The sequence below is a fragment of the Acinetobacter sp. C32I genome (assembly GCF_023702715.1).
Lineage (GTDB): Bacteria > Pseudomonadota > Gammaproteobacteria > Pseudomonadales > Moraxellaceae > Acinetobacter.
On sequence record NZ_CP098480.1, the window covers coordinates 195,062 to 217,731 of the forward strand.

Annotated in this window: 17 protein-coding genes and 4 tRNA genes; 14 read left to right on the forward strand and 7 right to left on the reverse strand. The window is 39.7% G+C overall.

The annotated features are described in order from the left end of the window. The first annotated feature begins 28 nt into the window (after positions 1-28). Together NDN13_RS00930 and NDN13_RS00935 are read left to right on the forward strand one after the other, a co-directional pair. Positions 29-532 carry a hypothetical protein gene (locus NDN13_RS00930; RefSeq protein WP_171549796.1) on the forward strand — a complete coding sequence of 168 codons (504 nt, stop codon included), beginning with the start codon at positions 29-31 and terminating at the stop codon, positions 530-532. A 115-nt stretch (positions 533-647) separates the two neighbouring features. Then, positions 648-971 carry a hypothetical protein gene (locus tag NDN13_RS00935; protein WP_251116802.1) on the forward strand — a complete coding sequence of 108 codons (324 nt, stop codon included), beginning with the start codon at positions 648-650 and terminating at the stop codon, positions 969-971. Positions 972-979: 8 nt separating this feature from the next. On the opposite strand, the gene NDN13_RS00940 is transcribed toward NDN13_RS00935, so the two are convergent. From NDN13_RS00940 to NDN13_RS00950, 3 genes are all read right to left on the reverse strand, one after another. Then, positions 980-1,906 (reverse strand): DMT family transporter, encoded by a 927-nt coding sequence (locus tag NDN13_RS00940; RefSeq protein ID WP_251116803.1) that lies wholly within the window; start codon positions 1,904-1,906, stop codon positions 980-982. Beyond that, complete coding sequence (locus NDN13_RS00945) at positions 1,903-2,481, reverse strand: TetR/AcrR family transcriptional regulator (RefSeq protein ID WP_251116804.1); 579 nt, start codon at positions 2,479-2,481, stop codon at positions 1,903-1,905. The genes NDN13_RS00940 and NDN13_RS00945 overlap by 4 nt, the downstream gene beginning before the upstream one ends. Before the next feature lie 145 nt (positions 2,482-2,626). Continuing rightward, entirely contained in the window at positions 2,627-3,169 is a 543-nt protein-coding gene (locus NDN13_RS00950; RefSeq protein WP_251116805.1) for an HPP family protein, read from the reverse strand. Positions 3,170-3,260: 91 nt separating this feature from the next. On the opposite strand from NDN13_RS00950, the gene NDN13_RS00955 reads away from it, so the two are divergent. Continuing rightward, complete coding sequence (locus NDN13_RS00955; RefSeq protein ID WP_251116806.1) at positions 3,261-3,821, forward strand: TetR/AcrR family transcriptional regulator; 561 nt, start codon at positions 3,261-3,263, stop codon at positions 3,819-3,821. Positions 3,822-3,894: 73 nt separating this feature from the next. On the opposite strand, the gene NDN13_RS00960 is transcribed toward NDN13_RS00955, so the two are convergent. Both NDN13_RS00960 and NDN13_RS00965 read right to left on the reverse strand, forming a co-directional pair. Then, positions 3,895-4,995 (reverse strand): DUF6670 family protein, encoded by a 1,101-nt coding sequence (locus NDN13_RS00960; RefSeq protein ID WP_251116807.1) that lies wholly within the window; start codon positions 4,993-4,995, stop codon positions 3,895-3,897. A 101-nt stretch (positions 4,996-5,096) separates the two neighbouring features. Continuing rightward, positions 5,097-5,987: an ATP-binding protein gene (locus NDN13_RS00965; RefSeq protein ID WP_251116808.1), complete on the reverse strand. Its 891-nt coding sequence runs from the start codon at positions 5,985-5,987 to the stop codon at positions 5,097-5,099. Positions 5,988-6,161: 174 nt separating this feature from the next. Here NDN13_RS00965 and NDN13_RS00970 point away from each other — a divergent pair, with 174 nt between their 5' ends. From NDN13_RS00970 to NDN13_RS00995, 6 genes are all read left to right on the forward strand, one after another. After that, positions 6,162-7,670 carry a DUF3336 domain-containing protein gene (locus NDN13_RS00970; RefSeq protein WP_251116809.1) on the forward strand — a complete coding sequence of 503 codons (1,509 nt, stop codon included), beginning with the start codon at positions 6,162-6,164 and terminating at the stop codon, positions 7,668-7,670. Continuing rightward, positions 7,645-8,469 (forward strand): protein kinase domain-containing protein, encoded by an 825-nt coding sequence (locus NDN13_RS00975; RefSeq protein WP_251116810.1) that lies wholly within the window; start codon positions 7,645-7,647, stop codon positions 8,467-8,469. The genes NDN13_RS00970 and NDN13_RS00975 overlap by 26 nt, the downstream gene beginning before the upstream one ends. Positions 8,470-8,569: 100 nt before the next feature. Then, positions 8,570-8,654, forward strand: a tRNA-Leu gene (locus tag NDN13_RS00980). 68 nt (positions 8,655-8,722) lie between these two features. Next, positions 8,723-8,796, forward strand: a tRNA-Trp gene (locus NDN13_RS00985). 151 nt (positions 8,797-8,947) lie between these two features. Beyond that, positions 8,948-9,032: transfer RNA gene (locus NDN13_RS00990), tRNA-Leu, on the forward strand. 64 nt (positions 9,033-9,096) lie between these two features. Beyond that, positions 9,097-9,170: transfer RNA gene (locus NDN13_RS00995), tRNA-Trp, on the forward strand. A 44-nt stretch (positions 9,171-9,214) separates the two neighbouring features. On the opposite strand, the gene NDN13_RS01000 is transcribed toward NDN13_RS00995, so the two are convergent. Continuing rightward, a complete protein-coding gene (locus NDN13_RS01000; RefSeq protein ID WP_251116811.1) occupies positions 9,215-10,408 on the reverse strand; it encodes an OmpP1/FadL family transporter in 1,194 nt (397 codons plus the stop codon). A gap of 83 nt (positions 10,409-10,491) precedes the next feature. Next, positions 10,492-11,856 carry a hypothetical protein gene (locus NDN13_RS01005; protein WP_251116812.1) on the reverse strand — a complete coding sequence of 455 codons (1,365 nt, stop codon included), beginning with the start codon at positions 11,854-11,856 and terminating at the stop codon, positions 10,492-10,494. Between the two features lie 249 nt (positions 11,857-12,105). Here NDN13_RS01005 and NDN13_RS01010 point away from each other — a divergent pair, with 249 nt between their 5' ends. The 5 genes from NDN13_RS01010 to NDN13_RS01035 all read left to right on the forward strand — a co-directional run bounded on the left by NDN13_RS01010 (position 12,106) and on the right by NDN13_RS01035 (position 22,622). Further along, positions 12,106-13,008 carry a LysR family transcriptional regulator gene (locus NDN13_RS01010; RefSeq protein WP_251116813.1) on the forward strand — a complete coding sequence of 301 codons (903 nt, stop codon included), beginning with the start codon at positions 12,106-12,108 and terminating at the stop codon, positions 13,006-13,008. 391 nt (positions 13,009-13,399) lie between these two features. Next, a complete protein-coding gene (gene astA / locus NDN13_RS01015; RefSeq protein WP_251116814.1) occupies positions 13,400-14,443 on the forward strand; it encodes an arginine N-succinyltransferase in 1,044 nt (347 codons plus the stop codon). Between the two features lie 453 nt (positions 14,444-14,896). After that, on the forward strand, positions 14,897-16,360 hold the full coding sequence (locus NDN13_RS01020) for an amino acid permease (protein ID WP_251116815.1): 1,464 nt from the start codon (positions 14,897-14,899) through the stop codon (positions 16,358-16,360). A 245-nt stretch (positions 16,361-16,605) separates the two neighbouring features. Beyond that, the gene (gene tssI, locus NDN13_RS19825) at positions 16,606-21,804 is read left to right on the forward strand and encodes a type VI secretion system tip protein TssI/VgrG (RefSeq protein ID WP_353050817.1); all 5,199 of its coding nucleotides are present in this window, start codon (positions 16,606-16,608) and stop codon (positions 21,802-21,804) included. After that, on the forward strand, positions 21,801-22,622 hold the full coding sequence (locus NDN13_RS01035) for a DUF7738 domain-containing protein (RefSeq protein WP_251116816.1): 822 nt from the start codon (positions 21,801-21,803) through the stop codon (positions 22,620-22,622). The genes tssI and NDN13_RS01035 overlap by 4 nt, the downstream gene beginning before the upstream one ends. Positions 22,623-22,670: the final 48 nt, after the last annotated feature.

Below are 22,670 nucleotides of genomic sequence, written 5' to 3' on the forward strand. Positions count from 1 at the left end.
GAACTACCGTTCATAATGGAGTTGTAAGTTGAAAATTTCTTATATTTTTACATGTGGCCGATTAGAGTCTTTATTTAAGATTCTCTGCCTCACTCAACAAGGTGAGAAAAAGGTCGAGTCAAAAGAAAAAGTCGTTGAACAATATAGAAAAGATATCGCTTTAGGGCGTCCTTTTGAAGAAACTGAACTTTATCAAATAATTGAGCAAAGTGAAGAAAAAATTGTCATTAACCGCCTAAGTAATATTCTTCGAGAAAAACCTACTCAGCAGAAGGGTAGCTTTGATGCAGATGAATATAAGACAGGTGCATGGTCTGAGTTTAGTGATTATAAGCTGGCAGTTCGATTCTCTAATGCGAAAACTGAGTTAAGTGAAAAGCACTTTGCGAAAACAGGTGAATACATGACCAGTCGTGGTATCGCAAAATTGACAGGTTTCAATCCAAGCAACATTAAGAATATGTTGCATCATAAAAGAAGTGTGGTGAAAAAAATGCTCACGACATTGGAAAAATTAGCCAGAGAGTATTGATCTTGAAATGGATGCAGAGGAAAACTATTGCTCTGCATCTCTACTCATTAATATTTTAATTATCAAATAATTATATTGTATTTTTTAATAATATATAAATAAAAAGGAGTGAATCATGTGGGTGGTTAAAGCAGCCAATGGCTGTGCATGGTTAAGTATTCTGCTTATAGTTGCGGCTACAGGCTTTTCAATTTATGTTCTCAGTATTCCATGTACAACGGATCGAATCTGTGAAATGCCCCCAATTCATTTATTCTTTTTTTTGATACTGTTGGTCTCGACTGTTTGTAATCTTATCGGCATGGTACTGTCGGCGATAGCAAAGGAGGATGAGCAACCCATTAAAGAATCAGCAAAAGCAGCATTGTTTTTTAATGGGAAAGTGATTGCATTTAACTTGGTATGTACGCTATTCCTGCTTTTTATTTTAATGGTCTAGAACACCTTTTAGCTGATTTGTTTTGAACGATCTGCTTTAGACAATACCGCCAGACAAACAAAAATCAAAGCCATGCCAACCCAACCAATCAGGGCGAGTTGTTCACCGACTAATAATACTGCAAATAGTGCGGCAACCAGTGGTTCAAACAGGGTCAGTGTGGTGGCGGTACTGGCTGAAATGGTCTTTAAGGCATAACCAAATAACAGATAACCGAGAAACATTGGAATCAGCATCATATAGCCCACTACATATAAATTCACAGGCTCGTCAAAAAGATTCGAACCTGTAAAAAATAAGGTAGGTAATAAGATTAAAGCGCCGAAGCCAAAAATTAATCCCATCGAAGCCTTTGAGTCGACCCCACGGTCAATCATCTTTTTTGCAGCCCAAGAATATAACGAATAGGTTAGGGCAGCGATCATTCCAAGAATAATGCCAATGCTTTTTTGGTCTGCCGCAATTGTTTGTGCAGATGCTTGGGAGTGTGACTCTCCTAGAGAGAGCAAAAGGACACCAGCGACACCAAAAATAAAGCTAATAAACCACTTGCCTGACAGTGCTTTTTTATCAAAGAACTTTTCCAGTAATGCAGTAAATAACGGGGCTGAACCGATTGAAACCACGGTACCAATGGTAATCCCTGCCATACGCATTGACGAATAGAATGCCAATGGATAAATCGCAACCGAGACCATGCCAATCAACAATAATGGATAGTAAGCGCGAATTTGTGGTAAATGACTGCGGATATTTTTATGGGCCAATAGAGCTTGTAACAATCCACCGCCGCCCATTGCGATTGCGCCAATCGCTAAAGGGCTTAAATTTGGTGCATAAGAGGCGGCGGTACCAGTCGTTCCCCATAAAATAGAAGCAACTAAAACCGCAATAAAACCAGAGTGAGAACTGAGCTTTAAAGATGTATTACTCACTTTGAAACCTCTTGTTCTAATAGGTTGTGAACCATTTGTTTTGCGGCAAATACTTTGTCGCTGGAACTTTCTAAACCGGCACGGGCAATAGAACCTTCCAAGATAAATGAAAGCAGTAATGCCAGTTCTCTGACCCGTTGTGGCTTAATGCTGAGTTGCTGCAAATGACCCGCTAAAATGGCTTCGATTTCATCTTTATGCTGTTTAACCGCCAAACGTTCGGGGCTATGTGCGGGGAATTCTGCGGCTGCATTGAGTAGCCCACAACCACGGAAACCTTTTTCATAAGCGAATTCGGCATGATCTTGATAGGCATCAAAAACTGCCAAAATACCGTCAATCGGGGTTTGGATTTGAGCTTTTCTCTTTTCGTATAAATCTAGCCATTCTTGATGGCGGGCTTCGATATAGCAGGTGATCAGATCTGATTTAGTGGCAAAGTTATTGTACAACGACATTTTGGCGACGTTAGCTTTCTCTGTGATGCTGTTGATACCTGTACTACTGATGCCATCGTTATAAAACAGAGTAGATGCTGCATCCAAGATTTTTTGTTTTGCTGATTTCGAGCTCATAAGAACATATATTTATGTATACCGACCTACCTAATTTTATGGAAAAGTAAATTATTTGCAAGGAAAAATTGGAATTTCATTGAATTCTGATGAACAGGATGGCATCGATTAAAACGCCGACATTGCGCTTTAATCGATAGATGGATTATTCAATATTTTTCTTACTGTGGATAAAAGCCAATCCATACACAGGCCATTTCTTTTCTGATTTAAGGTTGTTGACCAGCCATGCAACCAGTACCAATGCAATTGAACCGAGCAGCACCGGGAAGAATAAGAAACTCCAGTGATATTGAATGGTATTGGCCGTTAGCAAAATCACCAATGGATTTGCGCCAGCAGGTGGATGAACGCAACGTAGAAGTTGCATGGCAGCGATGGCACAGCCAACTGATAGAGCAATGCTCAGAGTCGTGACACCAAAAACTTTAAGGAACAGTAAACCAATAAAAGCCGAAACAAAATGCCCTAAAATCACATTGCGAGGTTGCGCCAAGGGAGATTGAGATACGGCATATAGAATGACGCAGCTTGCACCGAATGGTGCCATGATGAATAAATTGTGGGTGAATTTACTGAGCAGGATTAAGATCAAGATGCTTAATGTGCCACCTATTAAACTTCTTATAATATCAATGGATTGGGGTATGGGGGAAAGATGTTCTCTACCGTTGAATAAAGATAACATGGTGATCTCTCTGCGAGGTTGCTTTACGTCGATAATAGAACTAAAATTATAAATAGTACAGATCTGTACTATTTTGATTGAGTAAATTTTTATGTCAAAGTCAGCCAATAAAATTTTGCATACTGCAGAAAAATTATTTTATGAAAATAGTTTTGTTGGGGTGGGGGTTGACCTGATTCGGGATGAGTCAGGCTGTTCAAAAACTACCATGTACACCTATTTCAAAAACAAGAATCAATTGGTGAAATCGGTCTTAGAAGCGCGGGATGAAAAGTTCAGACAGCGTCTGTTGGATTATGTTGCAGATGCAACAGGGCGAGAGGCATTGAACAGGCTGATCGATTGGCATTTATTATGGTTTCAAGAAGATAATTTTAAAGGCTGCTTATTTGTCAGAGCGGTAGCGGAGTCGCATTTGGGCGATCAAGACATTATCTCCGTGTCAAAAGAACACAAGGTTTGGATTAGAAACTTAATCACAGCATATCTGCAATCTTATTCAAAGGCAGAAATGTTGGTTGAAGTGACGTATACGCTGATTGAAGGACTCATTAGCCGATTTTTGGTGGAAGGTTATGATGCAAAGGTGGCAGCCGAGATTAAGGATTCAATTAATCAAATGATTGATGCGTTTAAGCCAACAGCACTGTAAAGATTGTTTGCAAACTCCTTTTCATCTTATGTGAGTAAGCCTTTGATCAAGTGCAAAGGCTTACGGTTGTTATTTATTGTTTAAATGTGCTTTGATCTTCTACATCCACATATTCGATATAACCACGACCTTGAACGGGGTTGTTTAAATATTCACCTGTAAACGTGTAGGCACTGGCATAACCAACACCATGACCATAACGGAATGGGCTGTCAATTTCTGCAGTGATCTCGAGTACCTTTTGATCGGCATTATCTTTGACTGACCAAGAGAACAATTGTGGTAAACGCATTTTCTTGCCGCTTGGTGAAACATAATCATCAACTTGATGAGCAATCACTTTGAACTCTACATTTGTATAGACTTCGGCTGGCTGGTCAGTATGGCGAACATGCAGACTATAGGCGGCAGGTTGCCCCAGTATATCGGCTTTGGTGAGCAGTAATTGGGTGGTCTCAGTTAAGTTAATAATTTGATAGGTAAAGAAATCGAGTGGTAATTTATAGGGTTCAGGCAGAAGTTTTTTCACCACGCCATGTGCGCCTGTTGCACGGGCATATTCATAGGTACATAAGCCTTCGGCAGGCGTGATTTTCCCTTGATATTCAAGTTGACCCTTAAAGCTTGCCAATAAACTAAAATGATCGTAAATCGGGGTTTTGATAAACCATGAAATTTGATCGCTGACATCTAACTCAAACTCAAAGCTAAGCCCATGATAGGCACCTTTGAGATGAATATTTGGTAATGTACCTTGAATTGAAACTTCCTGACCCAGTTCGATCAGTGTGCCATCTTGTTGAATATTGGCAGTTTCGGGCATGATATAGGCTTTTAACAGGTGTTCCTCTACAGCCGCAGTACTGGAAAAGAAGGTTGCACTTTGTCTCGGGTCACCTAGGGTAATATCATCGTGGTCAAAGGCCAATGCGCCAGGTGTACCCAGTAAGATCATAATATTTAAATAACGATGAGGCTCAGGCAGGAGTGGAAAGAAAATTCCATAATGCGTCCACGTATAAAATTTTTCTTCTGTGCGTGGGCGAATAATTTCAGGTTCTGAAAACGGCAGGGTAGAATATTTTACGGCTTTATCAAGCGTCCCTTGCGCAAGCAATAAGCTTTTACCCAAAATTTTGCTGGTCAGGGATGTTGGTGGCAATTGTTTCTTCATCTTGTTTCCTAAACTCAATCCATGCTGTGACAGCTAGAGTATGAGAAACAATTGCCGATGCTAAGCGGAAATGAGGACAAAGCTACAGCTTTTCAGGACATTTACGCAGTTGCTTTGTTTGACAGTTTTTCTAGGTTTTGTGAACCAATCCAGTGCTTTGAGAACTGATAGGCAGCACGACCAGAGCGTTGCCCTCGTGCCTGACACCATTTCAAACTTTCACCACGAACCAGATCGTTATAGTCCAAATTGGCTTTGACAATATAATGTTCAACGATGGCTAAATAGAGCTGTTGGTCCATTGGGTAGAAGGAGAGCCATAGACCAAAACGATCAGAAAGCGAGATTTTTTCCTCGATGGCTTCCTGTGGATGGAGTTCTGTATATTGCGGCACATCGACCTTACGCACAGGTGTATTTTCATGCATAAACTCAGGCAGTAAATGACGACGGTTACTGGTGGCATAGATAATAAAATTGCTCGAACCAGATTGCAGTGAACCATCCAACACACTTTTTAAGCTACGGTAGTTTTCATCTTCAGCATTGAAGGCGAGATCATCACAATAGACAATAAATTTTTCAGGACGATGCTCAATCAGTTTTTGAATTTTAGGTAAATCCGATAAATCATCACGTTCAATCTCGATCAAACGTAAACCCTGAGCAGAATATTCAGTCAATAGGGCGCGTACAATCGATGACTTTCCTGTACCACGAGAACCTGTCAGCAACACATCATTGGCAGGTAAGCCATTCAGAAACTGCAACGTATTTTGAATGATTTTTTCTTTTTGGCGCTCAATTCCCTTTAAGTCTTCCAGATACATTTTCTTGGGTTGTTGTATGGCGACCAGTTGCTGATTTTCCCAACGGAATGCGATTGCAGAGAAATCCGTGGGTTGCTTTGGCTCTGGGAGAACTTGCTGGAGCTGTGTTAGTACACTAGATAAAGATTGCAGAATAGATTCGGGTAAATCAAGGATAGCCATACATATAAACCAAACTCAATGATGAATAGGGATACTATCACTGCTATTACCGAAATAAAGAAAATATCATCAGAAATATCGAAATAAATCGATTTTACCCTTGATTGTTGTTACAGCTTTTTGCATTGTATAGGTGCAAGCGTATAAAAAATAAGCTGAAATGTAGGATTGCAAATGTTCAATAGAGTTCAAGAGAAAAAGAATACATATCAGACACATAGAGTTGATGTGTTGCAAGAACGCCTACGACATGCAAGCTCTTATACAGAATGGAAAGAAATTGCACTAAAACTGGATGAAGAATCTGGGCACGAAGCGTGGAAATATGACAATGAATCGCCTTATTTTGATGCGGAAATCCTTTCGAAACGCTATAACTTATTAAAAAAATATCGTATGCAGCATCGAACGCTCGATCTGATTTATGTATTGCGAGAAGGTCTGTCTTATGACTTCGCCAATATTGGGCATCCAATGTTGTTCGCCGAAACCTATATTGGTACTAAAAAAATCATCGAAAACTATGTTGAGGAAATGAGTGATTGTTTACGTTACTTAGCTTCGAGTGAATGTATTACTTTTCAGTTAAAAGAGAAAATCCAGTTTTTTGAGGAATGCCAAAAAGCCTATGGTCAACCAGCTTTGATGTTTTCAGGTGGTGCAACTTTGGGTTTATTCCATACTGGTGTTTGTAAGGCGCTCTTGGAGCAGGATTTGATGCCGCAAGTTTTATCAGGTTCAAGTGCTGGGGCAATCATGACAGGCATGTTAGGAGTGTCTACACCGGATAAAGTGCCTGAATTGCTGCAAGGTGAACACTTTTTTAGTGATGCCTTTAAGTTTAGGAAAATCAGTGAATTGATTCGGGGCCGTGGTGGGGTTGCGGATGTGATGTATTTAAAAAAATTCCTGATGCAGAATTTGGGTGATGTTACTTTTGCCGAGGCATATCAGCAGTCCAAACGACATATTAATATTGTGATTGCGCCTTATAATACGGCACAAAACCCGCGCATTATGAATGCATTGACTGCACCAAATGTGTTGGTGTGGAGTGCGGTGCTGGCTTCTTGTGCTGTGCCTGTATTATTTCCACCGGTGCATTTGACCAGTAAACGCTATGATGGACAACACACCCCGTATCTTGCCAATACCAAATGGGTGGATGGCAGTATGCGCAGTGATTTTCCGCAGGAGAAAATGGCGCGGCTGTATAATATTAATTACACCATTGCCAGTCAGGTCAATCCACATATTGTGCCGTTTATGCAAAGTGACAGTAATCGTTTTCGTCGCGATGTACTCAGTTGGCCAGAGCGAATTATTCGCCATCAAGGCAAAACCATTGCTTTGGATGTGATGGACTTAACCCGAAGCTATATGGGCAGTTTTTTCCCGATTCGCCGGATGCTTGATCATGGTTACGGGATTTTAGGGCAGCGTTATTATGGCGATGTGAATATCATTGCCAAATATGGTTTCAGACACTATAGCTATATGCTGCAAAATCCACGTCCGAAACTGTTTAAAGTATTGCAACAAGAGGGTGAGCGGGCAACGTGGCCCAAAATCGCCTCAATTGAAATTCATGCGCGGATTGGTAAAACCATTGAGCATTGTTTAACATCATTGCGAAAGCAGGACGAAAAGCAGCAGAATGAGTTTTACTACGTGGATCTCTAATCCAAAGATTCAACTTGAAGATTTAAGGCTAAGGACTAAAGCGCAAAGCTATGCCTTTGGGCGGCGTGTCTATACCTTCCAAGTTGATCAACAATGTTATTGGCTGAAATTTCATCAAACCAATGATCAGCCTGTTTTAGCACAGGCTTTCCAACGAGAGTTAGCTTTTTATCGGCGCTGTCAGCAGCCAGAACAACAGTTTTTATTACCATTCCAAATGCTTCCATTGCGTCATCTTATCGATGAATTAGATCAAGATGGGATAGGGGTGATTACGGTTGATTCACATGATTTTTTTGCTGAAGCTCCTATTTCCGAGAATATTGAACAGATCAGACAAAAGATTTTTTTGGCCTTAGATGCACTGGATGCATTGCACCAATTCGGGTGGGTGCATGGTGATTTAAAGGCTGAACATTTCCGTTTATACGGTCATTCGTGCAGATTAATCGATTTTGAGCAATGTTTTAGAGTTGGGCAGCCCATGCAGAGCTTGGATGCGACACCACACTATATGGCCCCTGAACTTTTCCAAGGGGTAAGCAAAAGCATTCAAAGTGATTTATATGCTTTGGGGATCATTGTGTATGAGTGGTTGACTCAATCTCGATTAAAGGCAAGTACTTATCACGATTGGGCCGTTTTGCATTGCCAGCAACTCTACATTCAGCTTCCAATTGAATTTGAGCCTTTTCTGTCTTTGCTCAATGGGTTAACTCAAAAGCATGTTAATCAACGTTTTAATTCAGTTTTAGCTGCAAAGAACAGTCTAAATGCAATTGATTTGTCGCAAAAATAAACATGTATATCGAATTTGAATATTATGTGTTCAGTTGGTTGGTTTTTTTAGGTGAAAGACTTGTCATGCTGCATGTTTCTCACTAATATGCATACCCATCGGGGGCGTGGCGAAATTGGTAGACGCACTGGATTTAGGTTCCAGCGCCGCAAGGTGTAAGAGTTCGAGTCTCTTCGCCCCCACCATATTTAAAAAGCAAGTTTAACTTGCTTTTTTTATGGTTAAATCTGAAGTGATTTAACCATGTGGTTATAGAGGATTGGTGTAATGGTAGCATGACGGTCTCCAAAACCGTTCGTCAAGGTTCGAGTCCTTGATCCTCTGCCAAATTTGAAAAGGGCCCTCGATAGAAGGTCCTTTTTTATTTGCTGGATTTTTCTGATCTGTATATTAAAAAAGCATTAGCTTTCATAAACATAGTTTTTTTATAAAAAGGGCTTGTCAGTCGCAGGGTTTATCTCTAATATACACACCCATCGGGGGCGTGGCGAAATTGGTAGACGCACTGGATTTAGGTTCCAGCGCCGCAAGGTGTAAGAGTTCGAGTCTCTTCGCCCCCACCATATTTAAGAGAGTTTTTTAACTTTCTTTATGATGAAGTCTAAAGAACTTTTATCATGCGCTTATAGAGGATTGGTGTAATGGTAGCATGACGGTCTCCAAAACCGTTCGTCAAGGTTCGAGTCCTTGATCCTCTGCCAAATAAATAAAAAAGCCCTTGTGAAAACAAGGGCTTTTTTATGGTCTATTTCTTTTGGTATGCCAATTTTAAACTTAGAAGCGTACTGTGATTATCGCTAAAGCTTCCAACTAAATCACCATTCTGACGTTTTGCTTGAGCATCTCCAAGCCATAAGTATCTTCCGCCCAGTGAAACTGCCCAGTTCGGTAGAAAATTATATTGGAAGCCGAGCCCGCCTCCCCAGTAACCATTGACTGGCCCAAGCGCATTAGCAGGATCACCAAGACCTGAATCCCAACTGACAGACGTTGAGACTGAAAATTTATCAGTAAGTTTCTGCGCGATTCCAATTTGTGCTGACCATTGATCTTCTTCATAACTGAGTAGAGGAAGTCCTGTTTTATCTGGACTGGCTGGAGCAGTTCGCTCTGCCAATTTGGCGGGTTTAAACTCAAAGTCTTTCCATGGCACCCAGCGGATATTGGCGCTGAGTAAGGTTTGTTTACTTAGACCTGTTTGAAAATCAAAATTTATTGATTCTGGCGAAGTAAATGTGACAGGTAGCGTGTAAAGATCATTACTTAATGCTGAAAACTGCTCTGTGGTGCGTGTCTGATGTTTTATTTCGGAGCGATAAGTCAGTGCTGCTTTTAGCCCAATTTCGGGTTTTTTCAGGCTGAATCCTGTTACCCAACCCATTGCATAATCAGAGTGCAGTTCGGCATTGTAATTGGCGCTACCTTTATAAATTTGTCCACGAAGTTTGATGTTACCTTCAATTTCTTCTAAGGCAGGGCCTGCGTATACACTTAAATTTCTATTGATATTCAAACCGATAAGCCCTGTCAAATTATGGCTGTCTAGTTTGGCTTGAGTACCTTCAGCGGGTTTATTTTCAAATTGAGAAATAAAGTCGCTGTACCCACGATGTTGAAGGTTAATATTGAAAGGTTGATCATAAATGAGTCCTAGGCTTATTTTTTCATTTAAATCTGTTTTTAAGCTGCCACGTAGAGCGCTATTATTGGTGCTAATATTGGGGATATTGTTGGGATTGCCTTGGCTACTCAATCCTTTATCTTGCCCACTCACATCCGGCATAGAATAATTATAAGAGAGGGATGCATAAGTTCCATTTTGAAAAAAATCAGTAATGGATTGCCCAGAGCGATCTAGGCCTGCGCTGTATCCAGTACTGATGATAAATGGTGTTGTGACTAAAGCTGATAAGGTGTGATGTCTGATACGTGAATACATTGGAGCCTCCAAATTCCTTTTGGGGGATACAACACTCAAGTTTTTATGATGTTCTTGGGTGTTGTATGGATTGGTTTTATTGATTATTTAAAGCAGGGGTTAAAAATTTCGACTTGATTTGGCATCAGATAGTTGGTTTTTGGTAGGTATTCTCCCATCACCGAAGCTAAATCTTTTTGCTGTTCGACATTAGCAATGGTGTTTTTAAAACTGCTTGATGCGAGCATGTGTCTGATCTGGACAATAGTCATATCTGGGTCAACAGCACCATCTCCATCTTCTGCCATAGGTAACCAACCGATACCACATTCTGGTTTGGCATTGCGCGGGCGGTCAGCGACTCGACTTACGACAACAGTGTAATAACCATTTTGATCAACTGGAATTTCTTCATCAAATAAGCAATCATTGACGCGTGTATTGGCAAAACCTTGATTTGAACAGATTGACCAATAACGCAAATCGCCCTGCGTCAAAAGCCCTTTATTGTTGAAGGTCTTAGAAACCGTCGGTGCTTTTCCACGAAGGACAAAGACCTTGCCATATTTTCTATTCACAACTGTTCTGATGTATTGATTATCTAAATTTGGATAAAAGCCACCTTCAGAGCGTCTTGCTTGTTCATTGATCTTGCCCGTAAAGATCCCTAAAAGGCTTTCTCTATCAAGTTGAATAAACCATTGTGCAGGATTCTGTGCTGGCCATGTATCTGGCTTTCCTGCTTGGTGGATCAACTGGCGATATTGATTGGAAGGAATGCTGACCGCAGCAGAAGTCAGTTGTAATGGTTGATTGGTTTTGAGTTGTGCACAGGCTTGATCACCCTCTAATACGCGACCATCTGCAAGCGTTAATTGAGGTGTTGGTAAACTGACGCCTCCTGTGACGCTTTGTCCGTTATCAGGTAAATAGATTCGATATAAAATCATTTGCTGATTTTTGCCGTAAGCAGGCGCATAGAGTTGATTAACACTTTGTGGCTGACTCAATTGGCCAACCTTGCGCTGTGCTGTCACAGGGGTGGTAGATACGTTTAAGCTGTACTCACGTTGTGATGGACTCTGTTGTTGCCCATAAACGAAGGGATTACCAGAATTGTTATTTGGCTTGATTAAATAGTCTGCAACGGACTCAACTGGTTTCCCAGCTTCGTCATAACTAATGAAAGACATATAACGTGAACGTGGAAATTCACCTTTAAGTTTAAGACTTGCTCCTTGAGGGATGGTGAAAGTACCTGCCCAATAATAAACATTGGCGTCTGGGTAGGCGATATTGATATATGGATCAGCACTGACAGGACCACGAGCCCAAAAACAAGAGCGAGGACCAGGAATAGCCTCGAGTGTTTGAGGAGTCGTTTGAGCTGTGGTTTCTTGTGCTTGTGTTGCAAACGGGGCGGAAATCACGACGCTGCTGATCAGTAGCGGAATTAAAGTGTGTTTCATTTTACATCCTTGCTCATATGACTTTAATTTCTGAATCGAAACAGAACGGATTAAAGGTGCTTAATCTAGAAGCAGCATAGGAAGTTTGAGTTATATTGTGTAATGGATTTTTTGTATGGAAGTTATAGCTTTTAGATATACCTAATAGCGTCTAAAATAATAAAATTAAGGTATATTTTTAGGCAAAGGTGAATGGAAGTGCTTTTTTAATATAGTTATGAATCACAATAAAATATTCAGGGATGAGAAATGATTAAGCCAAGACATCTACAGCAAATTATGGTGTTAACTGAAATTGGAACGATCAATCAAGCGGCTGAGGCACTTTGTATGACTCAGCCATCTTTAACCAACAGTATTAAAAAATTAGAACATGACTTGGGTGTGACCTTGTTTGAGCGAACCAGTAAAGGCGTTAAACCGACTTTATATACCGAACATATTCTAAAACAAGCTCCACAAATTTTGCAGCAGTTAGATACCTTACATAAGGAGATTAAACTCCTTTCGAGTGGTCAAGTTGGAGAAATACACATCGGGACAGGGCCTGTGATTATTCATGGGTTGATGAAAGATGTGATCCCCTTATTTACTAAGCAATATCCTGAAATTGAAGTACATCTATATGTTGATCATCCTAAAACTATTATTGAGAAAATAGAAAATGGCATTCTAGATCTAGGGATATTAAGTACAGAGTATGTTGATCTTACTGATGAGTTTATCTCGATTCCATTGCTGCAAGATCCAACCGTTTTTGTCGTGCGAACTGGACATCCTTTGTTGGAAATAGAAGATCTTAAGTTTGAACATTTAATTGATTACCCATTTGTTTTACCAAGAGTTGCCAAACAAAAAGTGCAATGGTTAAAGGGCCAAACACATGACGGACGTACAGCTCATATTAGCTTAACTGTGAATGACTACGATTTATTGATTCATCATGTTATGCATAGTGATGCGATTACTGCTGGGCCAAGCCATTTATTCCAGTCTTTGCTGGAAAGTCGGGATATTGCTGTCTTAGATTATCAAAATCCTACTTTTTTATGGCATGCATGTGCAGTTTATAAATCGATTAGTATTCACTCAATGGGGATGAAGCTGTTTTTAGAGATGATTCAGGAATGGTTTGAGCAGAGAAATACTTGAATTTTCCTTTTAAGCCTATCCTTGAATCTTTCATATTGTCACTGTCAATCAATAAAATGCTAAAAAACAGCTCATTTTTTGCTTAATTTTAAATTTTTTGTGCCAATTAGTTTTTGAATAATAGAGTAATCAGCAGAGCTGTTAATCAATTTAGATTATTCAATTTAGATTTCAGCTTGATGAAAGAAGTCATAAAAAAGACTTAGATAAATAAAGCCAGCTCGGCCATCAATGAGCTGGCGCTAGGGAAAAATTTAAGAATTAAGGAATAACACATGTCGGGATTGTGCATGGTTCAGCATAGAAAAAATGAATTGGATGTCTTACTCAAGAGCACAATCAGCTCAGCCTGTGTCTCGTTTGTTCTGATTGAAAATAAGGGGGAATAGACATGATGATGATTCGTTATATCAAACAAAAAGATATTCATGATCTTTACCACTTGGCACAAAAAGCAGGCTTTGGTTTAACCTCTTTGCAACCAGATATGGAAATACTGGCCGCACGAATTGATCGGGCAATTAAAACGGTCGAAGGCAAACTGGATAAGTCGGAGCAGGGCTATTTATTTGTATTGGAAGATACCTCGCTGCATAAAGTGGTTGGTGTGTGCGGAATCGAGGTTGCCTTAGGTCTAAAAGAACCTTGGTATAATTTTCATATCGGCACACAAGTTCATTCTTCCGAACCTTTAAATGTTTATAAATCATTGCCGACCTTGTATCTGAGTAATAACCACACCAACTGTAGTGAGTTATGTACCTTATTTTTAGATCCAGATTATCGTTTAAATAAGAATGGTAAGTTTTTGTCTAAGGTTCGGTTTTTGTTCTTATCGGCGTTTAGGCAGTATTTTGAAGAAACCATTGTGGCTGAAATGCGGGGCTTTTCAGACGAAAATGGTCGTTCACCGTTTTGGGATGCAGTCGGTCATAAATTCTTTGATATGGAATTTACCAAAGCAGATTATCTAAGCGGTACAGGCAAAAAAGCCTTTATTGCAGAATTGATGCCACGACATCCACTCTATGTCGATATGTTGCCTGATGAAGCGAAGGCTGTAATTGGAGCAGTTCATCCTAATACTGAACCAGCGTATAACCTTTTGATTGAAGAAGGGCTGCGTTATAAGGGCTATGTCGATATCTTTGATGCCGGTGCCACTTTACAAGCTGATATTGAAAATCTAAGAGCCATTAAAGACAGCCATGTGCTCACCGTCCATATTGAACAATCTGATTGTATTACTCTTGGTGATGAGCCTTATATTGTTGCTAATGACGATTATGAAAATTATCGCGCCATTCTGATCTATAGCCAGCCAGATGCAAATAAAGTGACATTGACGACAGAACAAGCTCATCAGTTACATGTCAAAGACGGTGCTTCGGTACGTTTACTCAATATTAATATTACAAAGCAGAGCAAGCGCTGATGGATTTGTGTTTGGGTAGAGAACTTACACACTTAGATGATAATTTATGATACTTATGCTGTAATTTTTTAGCCATATTTATCTGTTTATATCGATGCATGATGTTGGTGTATTCTTTATATTTAAAGATTATGAATACAAAATCGGTATGGGTTGATGAATGATGTTTCATGTTAATTGGGTATTAATTAAACGGAAATGCAAAGCATCCTCTTCAACTCCTTCGTGAATCAGATATGATGCTTGCGGCTAATATACTTTTGATCAATAAGAATAGATTTTAGCGCGCAAAAAAGGGATCGAATACGAACAATTTATAGATGAGGTGGATTGGTTAAATTATTAATTTAAATATAATTTTTAAAAAATGGAACTTTAAGTTAAGGCATTTTAAAAATAATTTATTTTTATCAGGCAATGATAACGGTTGTTATACATTGGAGTAAGGATGACATGACTCAGAATAATGAAAAGCAACTTCTGGAAGGAGATCTGCTTGGCAGTCAACACATGACACAGCAGGATGAAGAAAAGTTACAACGTTCTTTGACCAATCGTCATATTCAAATGATTGCCATTGGTGGTGCAATTGGTACGGGCCTGTTTATGGGTTCTGGTAAAACCTTGAGTGTTTCGGGTACTTCAATTGTTTTAACTTATTTAATTATCGGTTTTTTCTTCTTTTTTGTGATGCGGGCAATGGGTGAACTATTGCTGGCAAATACCAATTTTAAGACCTTTGCCGATTTTGCAACGGCTTATATTGGTCCGTGGGCCGGTTTCTTTCTGGGGTGGTCTTATTGGTGTAACTGGATTATTACCGCAATTGCCGATGTGATTGTGATTGGGGGATATATGCAGTTCTGGTATCCAGACGTACCTGTTTGGATTCCTGCATTTACCTCACTGGCAATTTTAACCATTCTGAACTTTGTTGCTGTTCGTATGTTTGGTGAGTTGGAGTTCTGGTTTTCGTTGATTAAGATCTCCGCGATTATTCTGTTTATCCTTGCGGGGATCTATTTAATTAGTACGGGCTTTACTTCACCGAATGGTGTTAAAGCATCGATGAGTCATGTATTTGAAACTCAGTCGATGTTTCCTTATGGCGTCACAGGCTTTTTAGCAGGTTTTCAAATTGCGATTTTTGCCTTTGTTGGAATTGAATTGGTCGGAACGACCGCCGCTGAAACTAAAGATCCGCATAAATCGTTGCCTAAAGCGATTAACTCGATTCCATTGCGTATTTTACTGTTCTATGTAGGTGCTTTGGTTTGTATTATCGCAGTTACATCGTGGGCAAAAATTTCACCAGAGAAAAGCCCATTTGTAGAAATGTTTTCATTGATTGGGCTACCGATTGCAGCTGGCTTAGTGAATTTTGTGGTAGCAACTTCGGCCTTATCTTCTGCAAATAGTGGGATTTTTGCGACCAGTCGTATGCTTTATGGTTTGTCTCTAGACAATGATGCACCTAAAAGTTTTAGTAAGTTATCTAAAAGAAAGGTACCGATTCGTGGTTTGATCTTCTCAATGACCTGCGTCACCATTGGGACCTCTATTTTATTTATTGTGCCAAATGTGATGACGGCATTTACCATCATTTCAGCACTAACGTCGATCTTATGTATTTTTACCTTCATGCTGATTATTCTGTCTTATATTTGCTATCGAAAGAAATTTCCAGAGTTACACCAGCAGTCTCAGTTTAAAATGCCAGGCGGTTTGATTATGGCTTGGTTGACCATGTCCTTTTTGGTATTTACCATTGTGATTCTTGCTTTAGACCATGATACGTTGATTGCTTTGGCTTTTTCGCCTGTCTGGTTTATTGGTTTGTTGATTGCATATCGTCGTAAAAAGAAAAAAATGCTGCAACTTGATCTGTTAAAAACCAGAACAGTGGACTATGTTTAAGCTGGGTTGATTGGTGATTATAGATTAAGACCCTCTTAAAAAAGCAGAGCCGAAGCTCTGCTTTTTACATTGATGATAAAAAATATGCTTTAAACCTTGTACTTTATCTTGATGAATAAAAACGTAATATTTAAAAAGTAATTTATGGAAGTGACAGAAATTGTCATAAACAGACAATACTGTATAGACAGAGGCGTATTGCTATCGGTAAAATGCCGTAAATTTAAGCAAAAAAATCTATAAAAATGTTGAACAACATCTTTCAAGCCTTAGAGAGCCTTGGCCTTACTGCACAAAAGCGTGCAATCCATATTCAGTTTTCCAATCAAAACTTAAATACTCAAGTCTTCCTACAGCGTATTGATGGTCAGCATCAACTGAATGATGGATTTAAGGCAGAACTGATTTGCCTGTCGACCAATGCGACCATTCCTCTGAAACAATTTATTGGTAGCCAAGTGGCAATTGATACGGTGACTGATCAAGGTCAACTCACCCGTGTCACAGGGATTATTACTCAAGCCTTACAAGGACAATCAGACGGTAGCCTCACTGTCTATAAGCTGACTTTAGAAGATCCAACTGCACTGTGGAAACAACGCCGTAACAGCCGTGTGTTTATGAACAAGAGCGTGCGTGATGTGGTGGAAATTATCTTCAAAGAGTGGCAACAAAAAAGCCCCTTGTTTGCATCCAGCTTAACGCTTGATTTAAGCGGACTGAGCCAAGACTACGACATTCGTCCCTTTATTATGCAATATAATCAATCAGATGAAGATTTTTTAACATCTTTGATGCGTAGCGAATCGATTAACTGGCTCATTGATGAAGCTGAACGAACCGTCGCGCAAAGCAGTGCTGCGATTCAGCCGCAAAAACTACGCCTGATTGACGACAATAGCCAATACCAAGCCTTAGAGCGTCGACAGATCCGCTACCATCGCAGCAGTGCCACTGAACAATATGACAGTATGACCAGTCTGGTTGGACAACGCTCTCTACAGCCGAGCAGCGTGCATGTACAACGCTGGCAAGCCGATGCACTGGAACAAGAAGATGGTGCAGGCAGTGTACAGAGCATACATAAACACAGTGAACAACATGACAATGCCAGTCTTGGCCTGGAACAGGCATGGCATTTTTCACCCGCGTGGATGCAAGATTTGAATGGGGAAGATGGTGCAACCCCATCGGGCAATGCCCAAATTGAAAAACTGAATCGGAACTTGGGTCAATACTACGACTTACAATCCAAACAATTTACCGCCCATAGCACCGTGCGCGATACCCATGTCGGTTACTGGTTTGAATTGGCTGAACACCCTGAAATTGATCAGCATGATGGCAGTGATAAAGAATTCCTGATTACAGGTAAAAACTTCTATAACCAAAATAATTTGCCTAAAGATCTACATCAACAGATCAACCAACTATTGGCCCAAAGCAATTGGCAACCGACCCAATCTAATAATGAAGAACGCCAAGCCAATCAACTGACCTTACAACGCCGCAATATCAAAACCGTTCCTGAATTTAACCCATTACAACACCGTCCAGCAGCGTCACCACAACGTGCCAAAGTGGTTGGGCCAAGCGGTGAAGAAATCTATGTAGATGAATGGGGGCGGATTAAAGTCCGTTTCCTATTTACCCGCAATGACGATCATAGCCACGATGGTGGTGCAGGTGCCAATGACAACGACACCGATTCTGCTTGGGTCGATGTACTCACGCCTTGGGCAGGTGAAGGCTATGGCGCACGCTTCTTGCCACGTATTGATGAAATCGTAGTCATAGACTTCTTTGATGGCAATATCGACCGCCCCTTTGTAGTGGGAAGAATTCATGAAGGCCATCGTAGCCCAACCAAATTTGATAATGCAGGCAAGCTGCCTGACACCAAGAAACTGGCAGGAATCAAATCAAAAGAATATCAGGGCGAAGGTTTTAACCAACTGCGTTTTGATGACACTACAGGTCAGATCAGTGCTCAACTACAAAGTAGTCATGCAGCCAGTCAACTCAATCTCGGCAAACTGAGTCACCCTAAAGCAACCGCAGAAAGTGAAGACCGTGGCGAAGGTTTTGAACTGCGCACCGACCAGTGGGGTGCGGTTCGTGCAGGTGAAGGTTTACTCCTTTCCACGCATAAACAGGATCAAGCCCAAGGCCAGCATCTTGATGCCCAAGTTGCTAAACAGCAGCTAGAAGGCAATCAAAACAATGCCAAGGCACTCAGCGAAGTTGCGAAGAATCAGCAAACTGATGAGGCTGAATCATTAGCACAGTTAAAAGCTTTTTTCGAGTCAATTGAATCGGATATTGCCAAGTTTAATAAAGCTGTACTTTTGCTCAATTCACCAGAGGGCATTGCTCTGAGTACGAATGAAGATATTCATTTATCTGCGGATGGCCAGATCAATCAGTTTGCTGGCGACAGTATTAATCTGAGTACACAAAAGAATCTGATTACACATGCGCAAAACAGAATCAGTGTGTTTGCAGCACAGAATGGAATCAAGCAAGTGGCTGCGAAAGGTAAGTTTGAAGCCCATGCTCAGTCGGATGGTATGGATTTGCTTGCCAAGCAAGGGATTCAAATTATTTCGACTGAAGATCGCATTGAGATTACCAGTCCTAAGGAGATTGTGATTACTGCAGGTGGTTCTCAGATTAAGCTGAATGGTTCGGGTATTTTCCCTGTGACCAGTGGTAAGTTTGAGGTGAAGGCAGGGCAGCATTTCCTTACAGCAGGAATGAAAGCTAGTCCCGTTTTACCTTTGTTGCCAATTGTAAGTTTACCTGAAAAAGAACCATTACCTACGTTAAAAAGCACTTATGCCCACGAGCAACTAGTTTTTATTGCAAGAACATTCTCTGATGAGAGTTTTGTCAGTTTGGTCGCTCCGATTTTTGGCTTTGATATACCAGACAGTATCTATCTGAAATTAAAAGAAGATATAGAGAAAGGTAGTGTTAGTCCACCAGAGCATCTTGTTGTTGCTAAAAGCATCAATGGGCGCGCTGCTGGGTTTAATCATGTTGATAAGAAAATATATTTAGCAGCAGATACAGTAACTTCTGCAATCGAAAATGATAGCAATTTAGATCGATTGTATATCGTGCTGTTACATGAATATGGCCATTTCATTGATGATCTCATAAGAAAAAGTGGCAAATATCCAATATTAAATAGTTATAATTTATATGTAATTAATAAAGGAAATACACTAGCTGCTATCGCTGAGAAATTTGAAACAACTGTAGATGAGCTTTGCTCGCTGAACTCAATCGAAGATCCAAATGTGATTTATATCGGCGATGTCTTAAAGATCCCAACTAAAATTGAATCCCTATCTCTGGATGCGCCAAATGACGAAGGTGCTGTCTATGCATACAATTTCGGGCAACTAAGTGAGGGTAAAAATTTAGGTGGGAATACAGAGTTTATTTTTGCTCAGATTACATCTAAAAAATATTCAGGAGATTTAAAGATAACATTCATCTCAGGTAAAAATGCTGCAAAAATGCATGCGGATTTCCAAGCGCAGCTAGATGAAACAGTTGACGCTCAATATGAGTATTTTGGTGCAGGAGAAGGTAAATTTGCCAACGAAACTAGAATGATTGCCAATAGAGGAACATTGGACCCTAAAACTGGTAAATATATAAAGAAAACTGACAATAAAGGCGTACGTGTCGAGCATGGACACCAGTCTATTGAGAAAGAAGCAATTGGCGAAGATAACCCGAGAGGAGCAATTTTTACACCTAATACCGTTAATGGAATTTATGTGGGTAACTGGTTGCGAGATCACTCACAGCTAGTGTGCGGTGCTATTCTAAATATGAAAATTGATGTAGCTGTTAATCGAAATGGTAAAGTAACATCAATCAAACCTACTCGAAAGTTAATTACAAATATTTTAGCAGTACTAGCCTATGATCATTTTTTTGATGAAAGTGTCGCTTCTGATTTAAAAAAATTAAAACATTTAGAGTTAAAAAATGATAATGCTGCGAAATTTAGAAATCAGATGCAAAAACTTTTGAAGAATGTGCCTTATGAACGATTAAGTGAAAAGAACCAAAGAAGATATAAAGCTTTAGCATTATTCGCATATAAAGTACAGTCTTCATTGCCTCATCGATTATATAGCGATTTGATGGGTCCAAATGGAGTCAATGTCTTAGGAGTTTATCGTTTTGAGGAACATATTGATAATCCTTTCGGTGCAGATGTGTATACCTCTACGGATAGGTCGTTAAATCCTAAATCAAATGATAAAACCTTCCAAACGAATAGTGATACAAAATCTGCACAATATAATTTAAAAAACTATATTGCAGATAATACGCCAAATGATAAAACTGATTCTGCATTTCCAACAGCTTTAGAATATATGTTGGAGCAATTAAGTAAGAGTATGGAAAAAAATAGTAATTCGGATGTTCCTTTAAGGCATTTAGGAAATGCCTTTCACGTTTTAGAAGATTTTTTCTCACATAGTAATTTCGTCGAAATTGCATTGATTAAAAATGGTCATGCGAATGTTAGACATTGGGTACTCAGGAAAAATGACTTTAATGATTATGCAAAGATTCCTTTAGTTACAGGTACTTTTGACTCTTGGGATACTTTTGCGAGTGTTGGTGGACACATAGGTGAGTTAATCGATCCTGTTAAGAAATGGAGTGAATACGAAGGGATGGTTTCAGGGGAGCGTACCCTTGCTGATCTTATTATTCAGGAGTTTATATTTGCAATTGATGCGCCTTCGAAAGATAAATATTTTACTAATATCTGGTTCAGATATTTAGAGTTGAGAGATGAGGTGAGTAGTTTATATGAAGCTGGTTATGCTGATCTTGCACTAAAAGCAACAAAAACATTCTTGGAATTCAGGAAACAAACCAATTTGGTACAAGCTGTAATTAAGCCTTTATTAAGCTTTTTATTAAAATGGGGTGCAAGTTCTGTCTTCAATCATGCCCATGAAATTGTTTCTGTAAAACAGGGTGTTAATCCTGTTATACATGGTGATAACCCAAGTCATACTCAAGTTGGAAAGGATGAACGAGGTAGTTCTTTACATATGCTAGCTGCTAATTTGGCGATTATCGCGGTGAGAGATGTTGGGATTAAATGGCGTGATTGGTTTAAACATCCAACCGCAGTCAATCGTCAAGCTGTTCTAGATACCGCTAAAAGTTACTTTAGACATCCAAGTCGATGTAATTGGATGGATGAAACAATCAAACAATGGGCTAGAAAGAATGGTGATAAAATTAGCCAAGCAAGTGATGGTGTTGGGCAGAAAGCATGGGATGGAACTAAACAGGGCGTATATAAGGGAGGCAAAGCGGTGCAAGGTGCATACAATGATGCGAGTAAATCTGTGCAAGAAGGTTTAGACAAAGTATTCGGTGGTAAAAAAAGATGAATTATTCTAAAAAGGTTCTACTAGGCTTTTTACCCGTTATTTTATGTATGAGTTGCAGTAATGGTCAGTCAGCTGCTCAGGCTAATGCAGATACTGAAGGTGAAGGGTTTGTGAAGAAATTAAATCCACAACATCAGTTTAAGGTTCATGGCTGTGCAATTAATTATAATGGTACAGATCTTTATATGAACTCGACTGTTGAACCTTGGATTAAAGCCTTGGGGAAAAATTATAGAAAAGTGGATAGTACGGATGGGGCTAATTTAACCAATTTATATATTTATGATGATATAGGGGTGCGATTGGTTGAGAGAAAAAATGATAAGCAAATAGATAGTTTTCGTTTCCGTTTGGAACGACCAGAGCACGATATAAAGAAAGAAACAGATGCAGAAATAGAAGAAGAGCTAAAGAAACCTGATACGGAACAAGTGCGAAGTATATTTAAAGATGCGATCGATGTAGATGGCGTACTTGTCGGTGCTTATCCAATGCATGATGAAATTAGAAGTAAATTCCATTCAAAAACCCGGGTGAGCTACAACCTTACGGCAGATTGTAATGAAAATCAAAAAGGTGAGTCATTTGGAATTGAGTTAAGCACCAGTTTTAATGATCCCGAAGTGATTGATCATATGTATTTTTATAACTATTTAGATTCGATGACCGAAGAGCAAAAAAAGGCATTAGGACGTAGAACTGATGAAAATGGTAGAGAAATTTGTGGTGATTATATGGATGTAAAAACTATGAAAATTGTTCCAAGTTACTGTACGCCAGAGGAGTTAGAAGAGGAAAGGCAAAATGCTAATAAATAACCCTTTCTCAATAAATTATTTCTGTAAAGGAGGGTGAGCAATACAGCA

What these genes read in the sequence shown, in the direction of transcription:
- tssI (WP_353050817.1), top strand. Translation starts at nt 16,606, where the DNA reads ATGTTGAACAACATCTTTCAAGCCTTAGAGAGCCTTGGCCTTACTGCA.
- NDN13_RS01010 (WP_251116813.1), top strand. Translation starts at nt 12,106, where the DNA reads ATGATTAAGCCAAGACATCTACAGCAAATTATGGTGTTAACTGAAATT.
- NDN13_RS00955 (WP_251116806.1), top strand. Translation starts at nt 3,261, where the DNA reads ATGTCAAAGTCAGCCAATAAAATTTTGCATACTGCAGAAAAATTATTT.
- NDN13_RS00935 (WP_251116802.1), top strand. Translation starts at nt 648, where the DNA reads ATGTGGGTGGTTAAAGCAGCCAATGGCTGTGCATGGTTAAGTATTCTG.
- NDN13_RS01035 (WP_251116816.1), top strand. Translation starts at nt 21,801, where the DNA reads ATGAATTATTCTAAAAAGGTTCTACTAGGCTTTTTACCCGTTATTTTA.
- NDN13_RS01020 (WP_251116815.1), top strand. Translation starts at nt 14,897, where the DNA reads ATGACTCAGAATAATGAAAAGCAACTTCTGGAAGGAGATCTGCTTGGC.
- NDN13_RS00975 (WP_251116810.1), top strand. Translation starts at nt 7,645, where the DNA reads ATGAGTTTTACTACGTGGATCTCTAATCCAAAGATTCAACTTGAAGAT.
- NDN13_RS00945 (WP_251116804.1), bottom strand. Translation starts at nt 2,481, where the DNA reads ATGAGCTCGAAATCAGCAAAACAAAAAATCTTGGATGCAGCATCTACT.
- astA (WP_251116814.1), top strand. Translation starts at nt 13,400, where the DNA reads ATGATGATGATTCGTTATATCAAACAAAAAGATATTCATGATCTTTAC.
- NDN13_RS00970 (WP_251116809.1), top strand. Translation starts at nt 6,162, where the DNA reads ATGTTCAATAGAGTTCAAGAGAAAAAGAATACATATCAGACACATAGA.
- NDN13_RS00965 (WP_251116808.1), bottom strand. Translation starts at nt 5,987, where the DNA reads ATGGCTATCCTTGATTTACCCGAATCTATTCTGCAATCTTTATCTAGT.
- NDN13_RS01005 (WP_251116812.1), bottom strand. Translation starts at nt 11,856, where the DNA reads ATGAAACACACTTTAATTCCGCTACTGATCAGCAGCGTCGTGATTTCC.
- NDN13_RS00950 (WP_251116805.1), bottom strand. Translation starts at nt 3,169, where the DNA reads ATGTTATCTTTATTCAACGGTAGAGAACATCTTTCCCCCATACCCCAA.
- NDN13_RS00960 (WP_251116807.1), bottom strand. Translation starts at nt 4,995, where the DNA reads ATGAAGAAACAATTGCCACCAACATCCCTGACCAGCAAAATTTTGGGT.
- NDN13_RS01000 (WP_251116811.1), bottom strand. Translation starts at nt 10,408, where the DNA reads ATGTATTCACGTATCAGACATCACACCTTATCAGCTTTAGTCACAACA.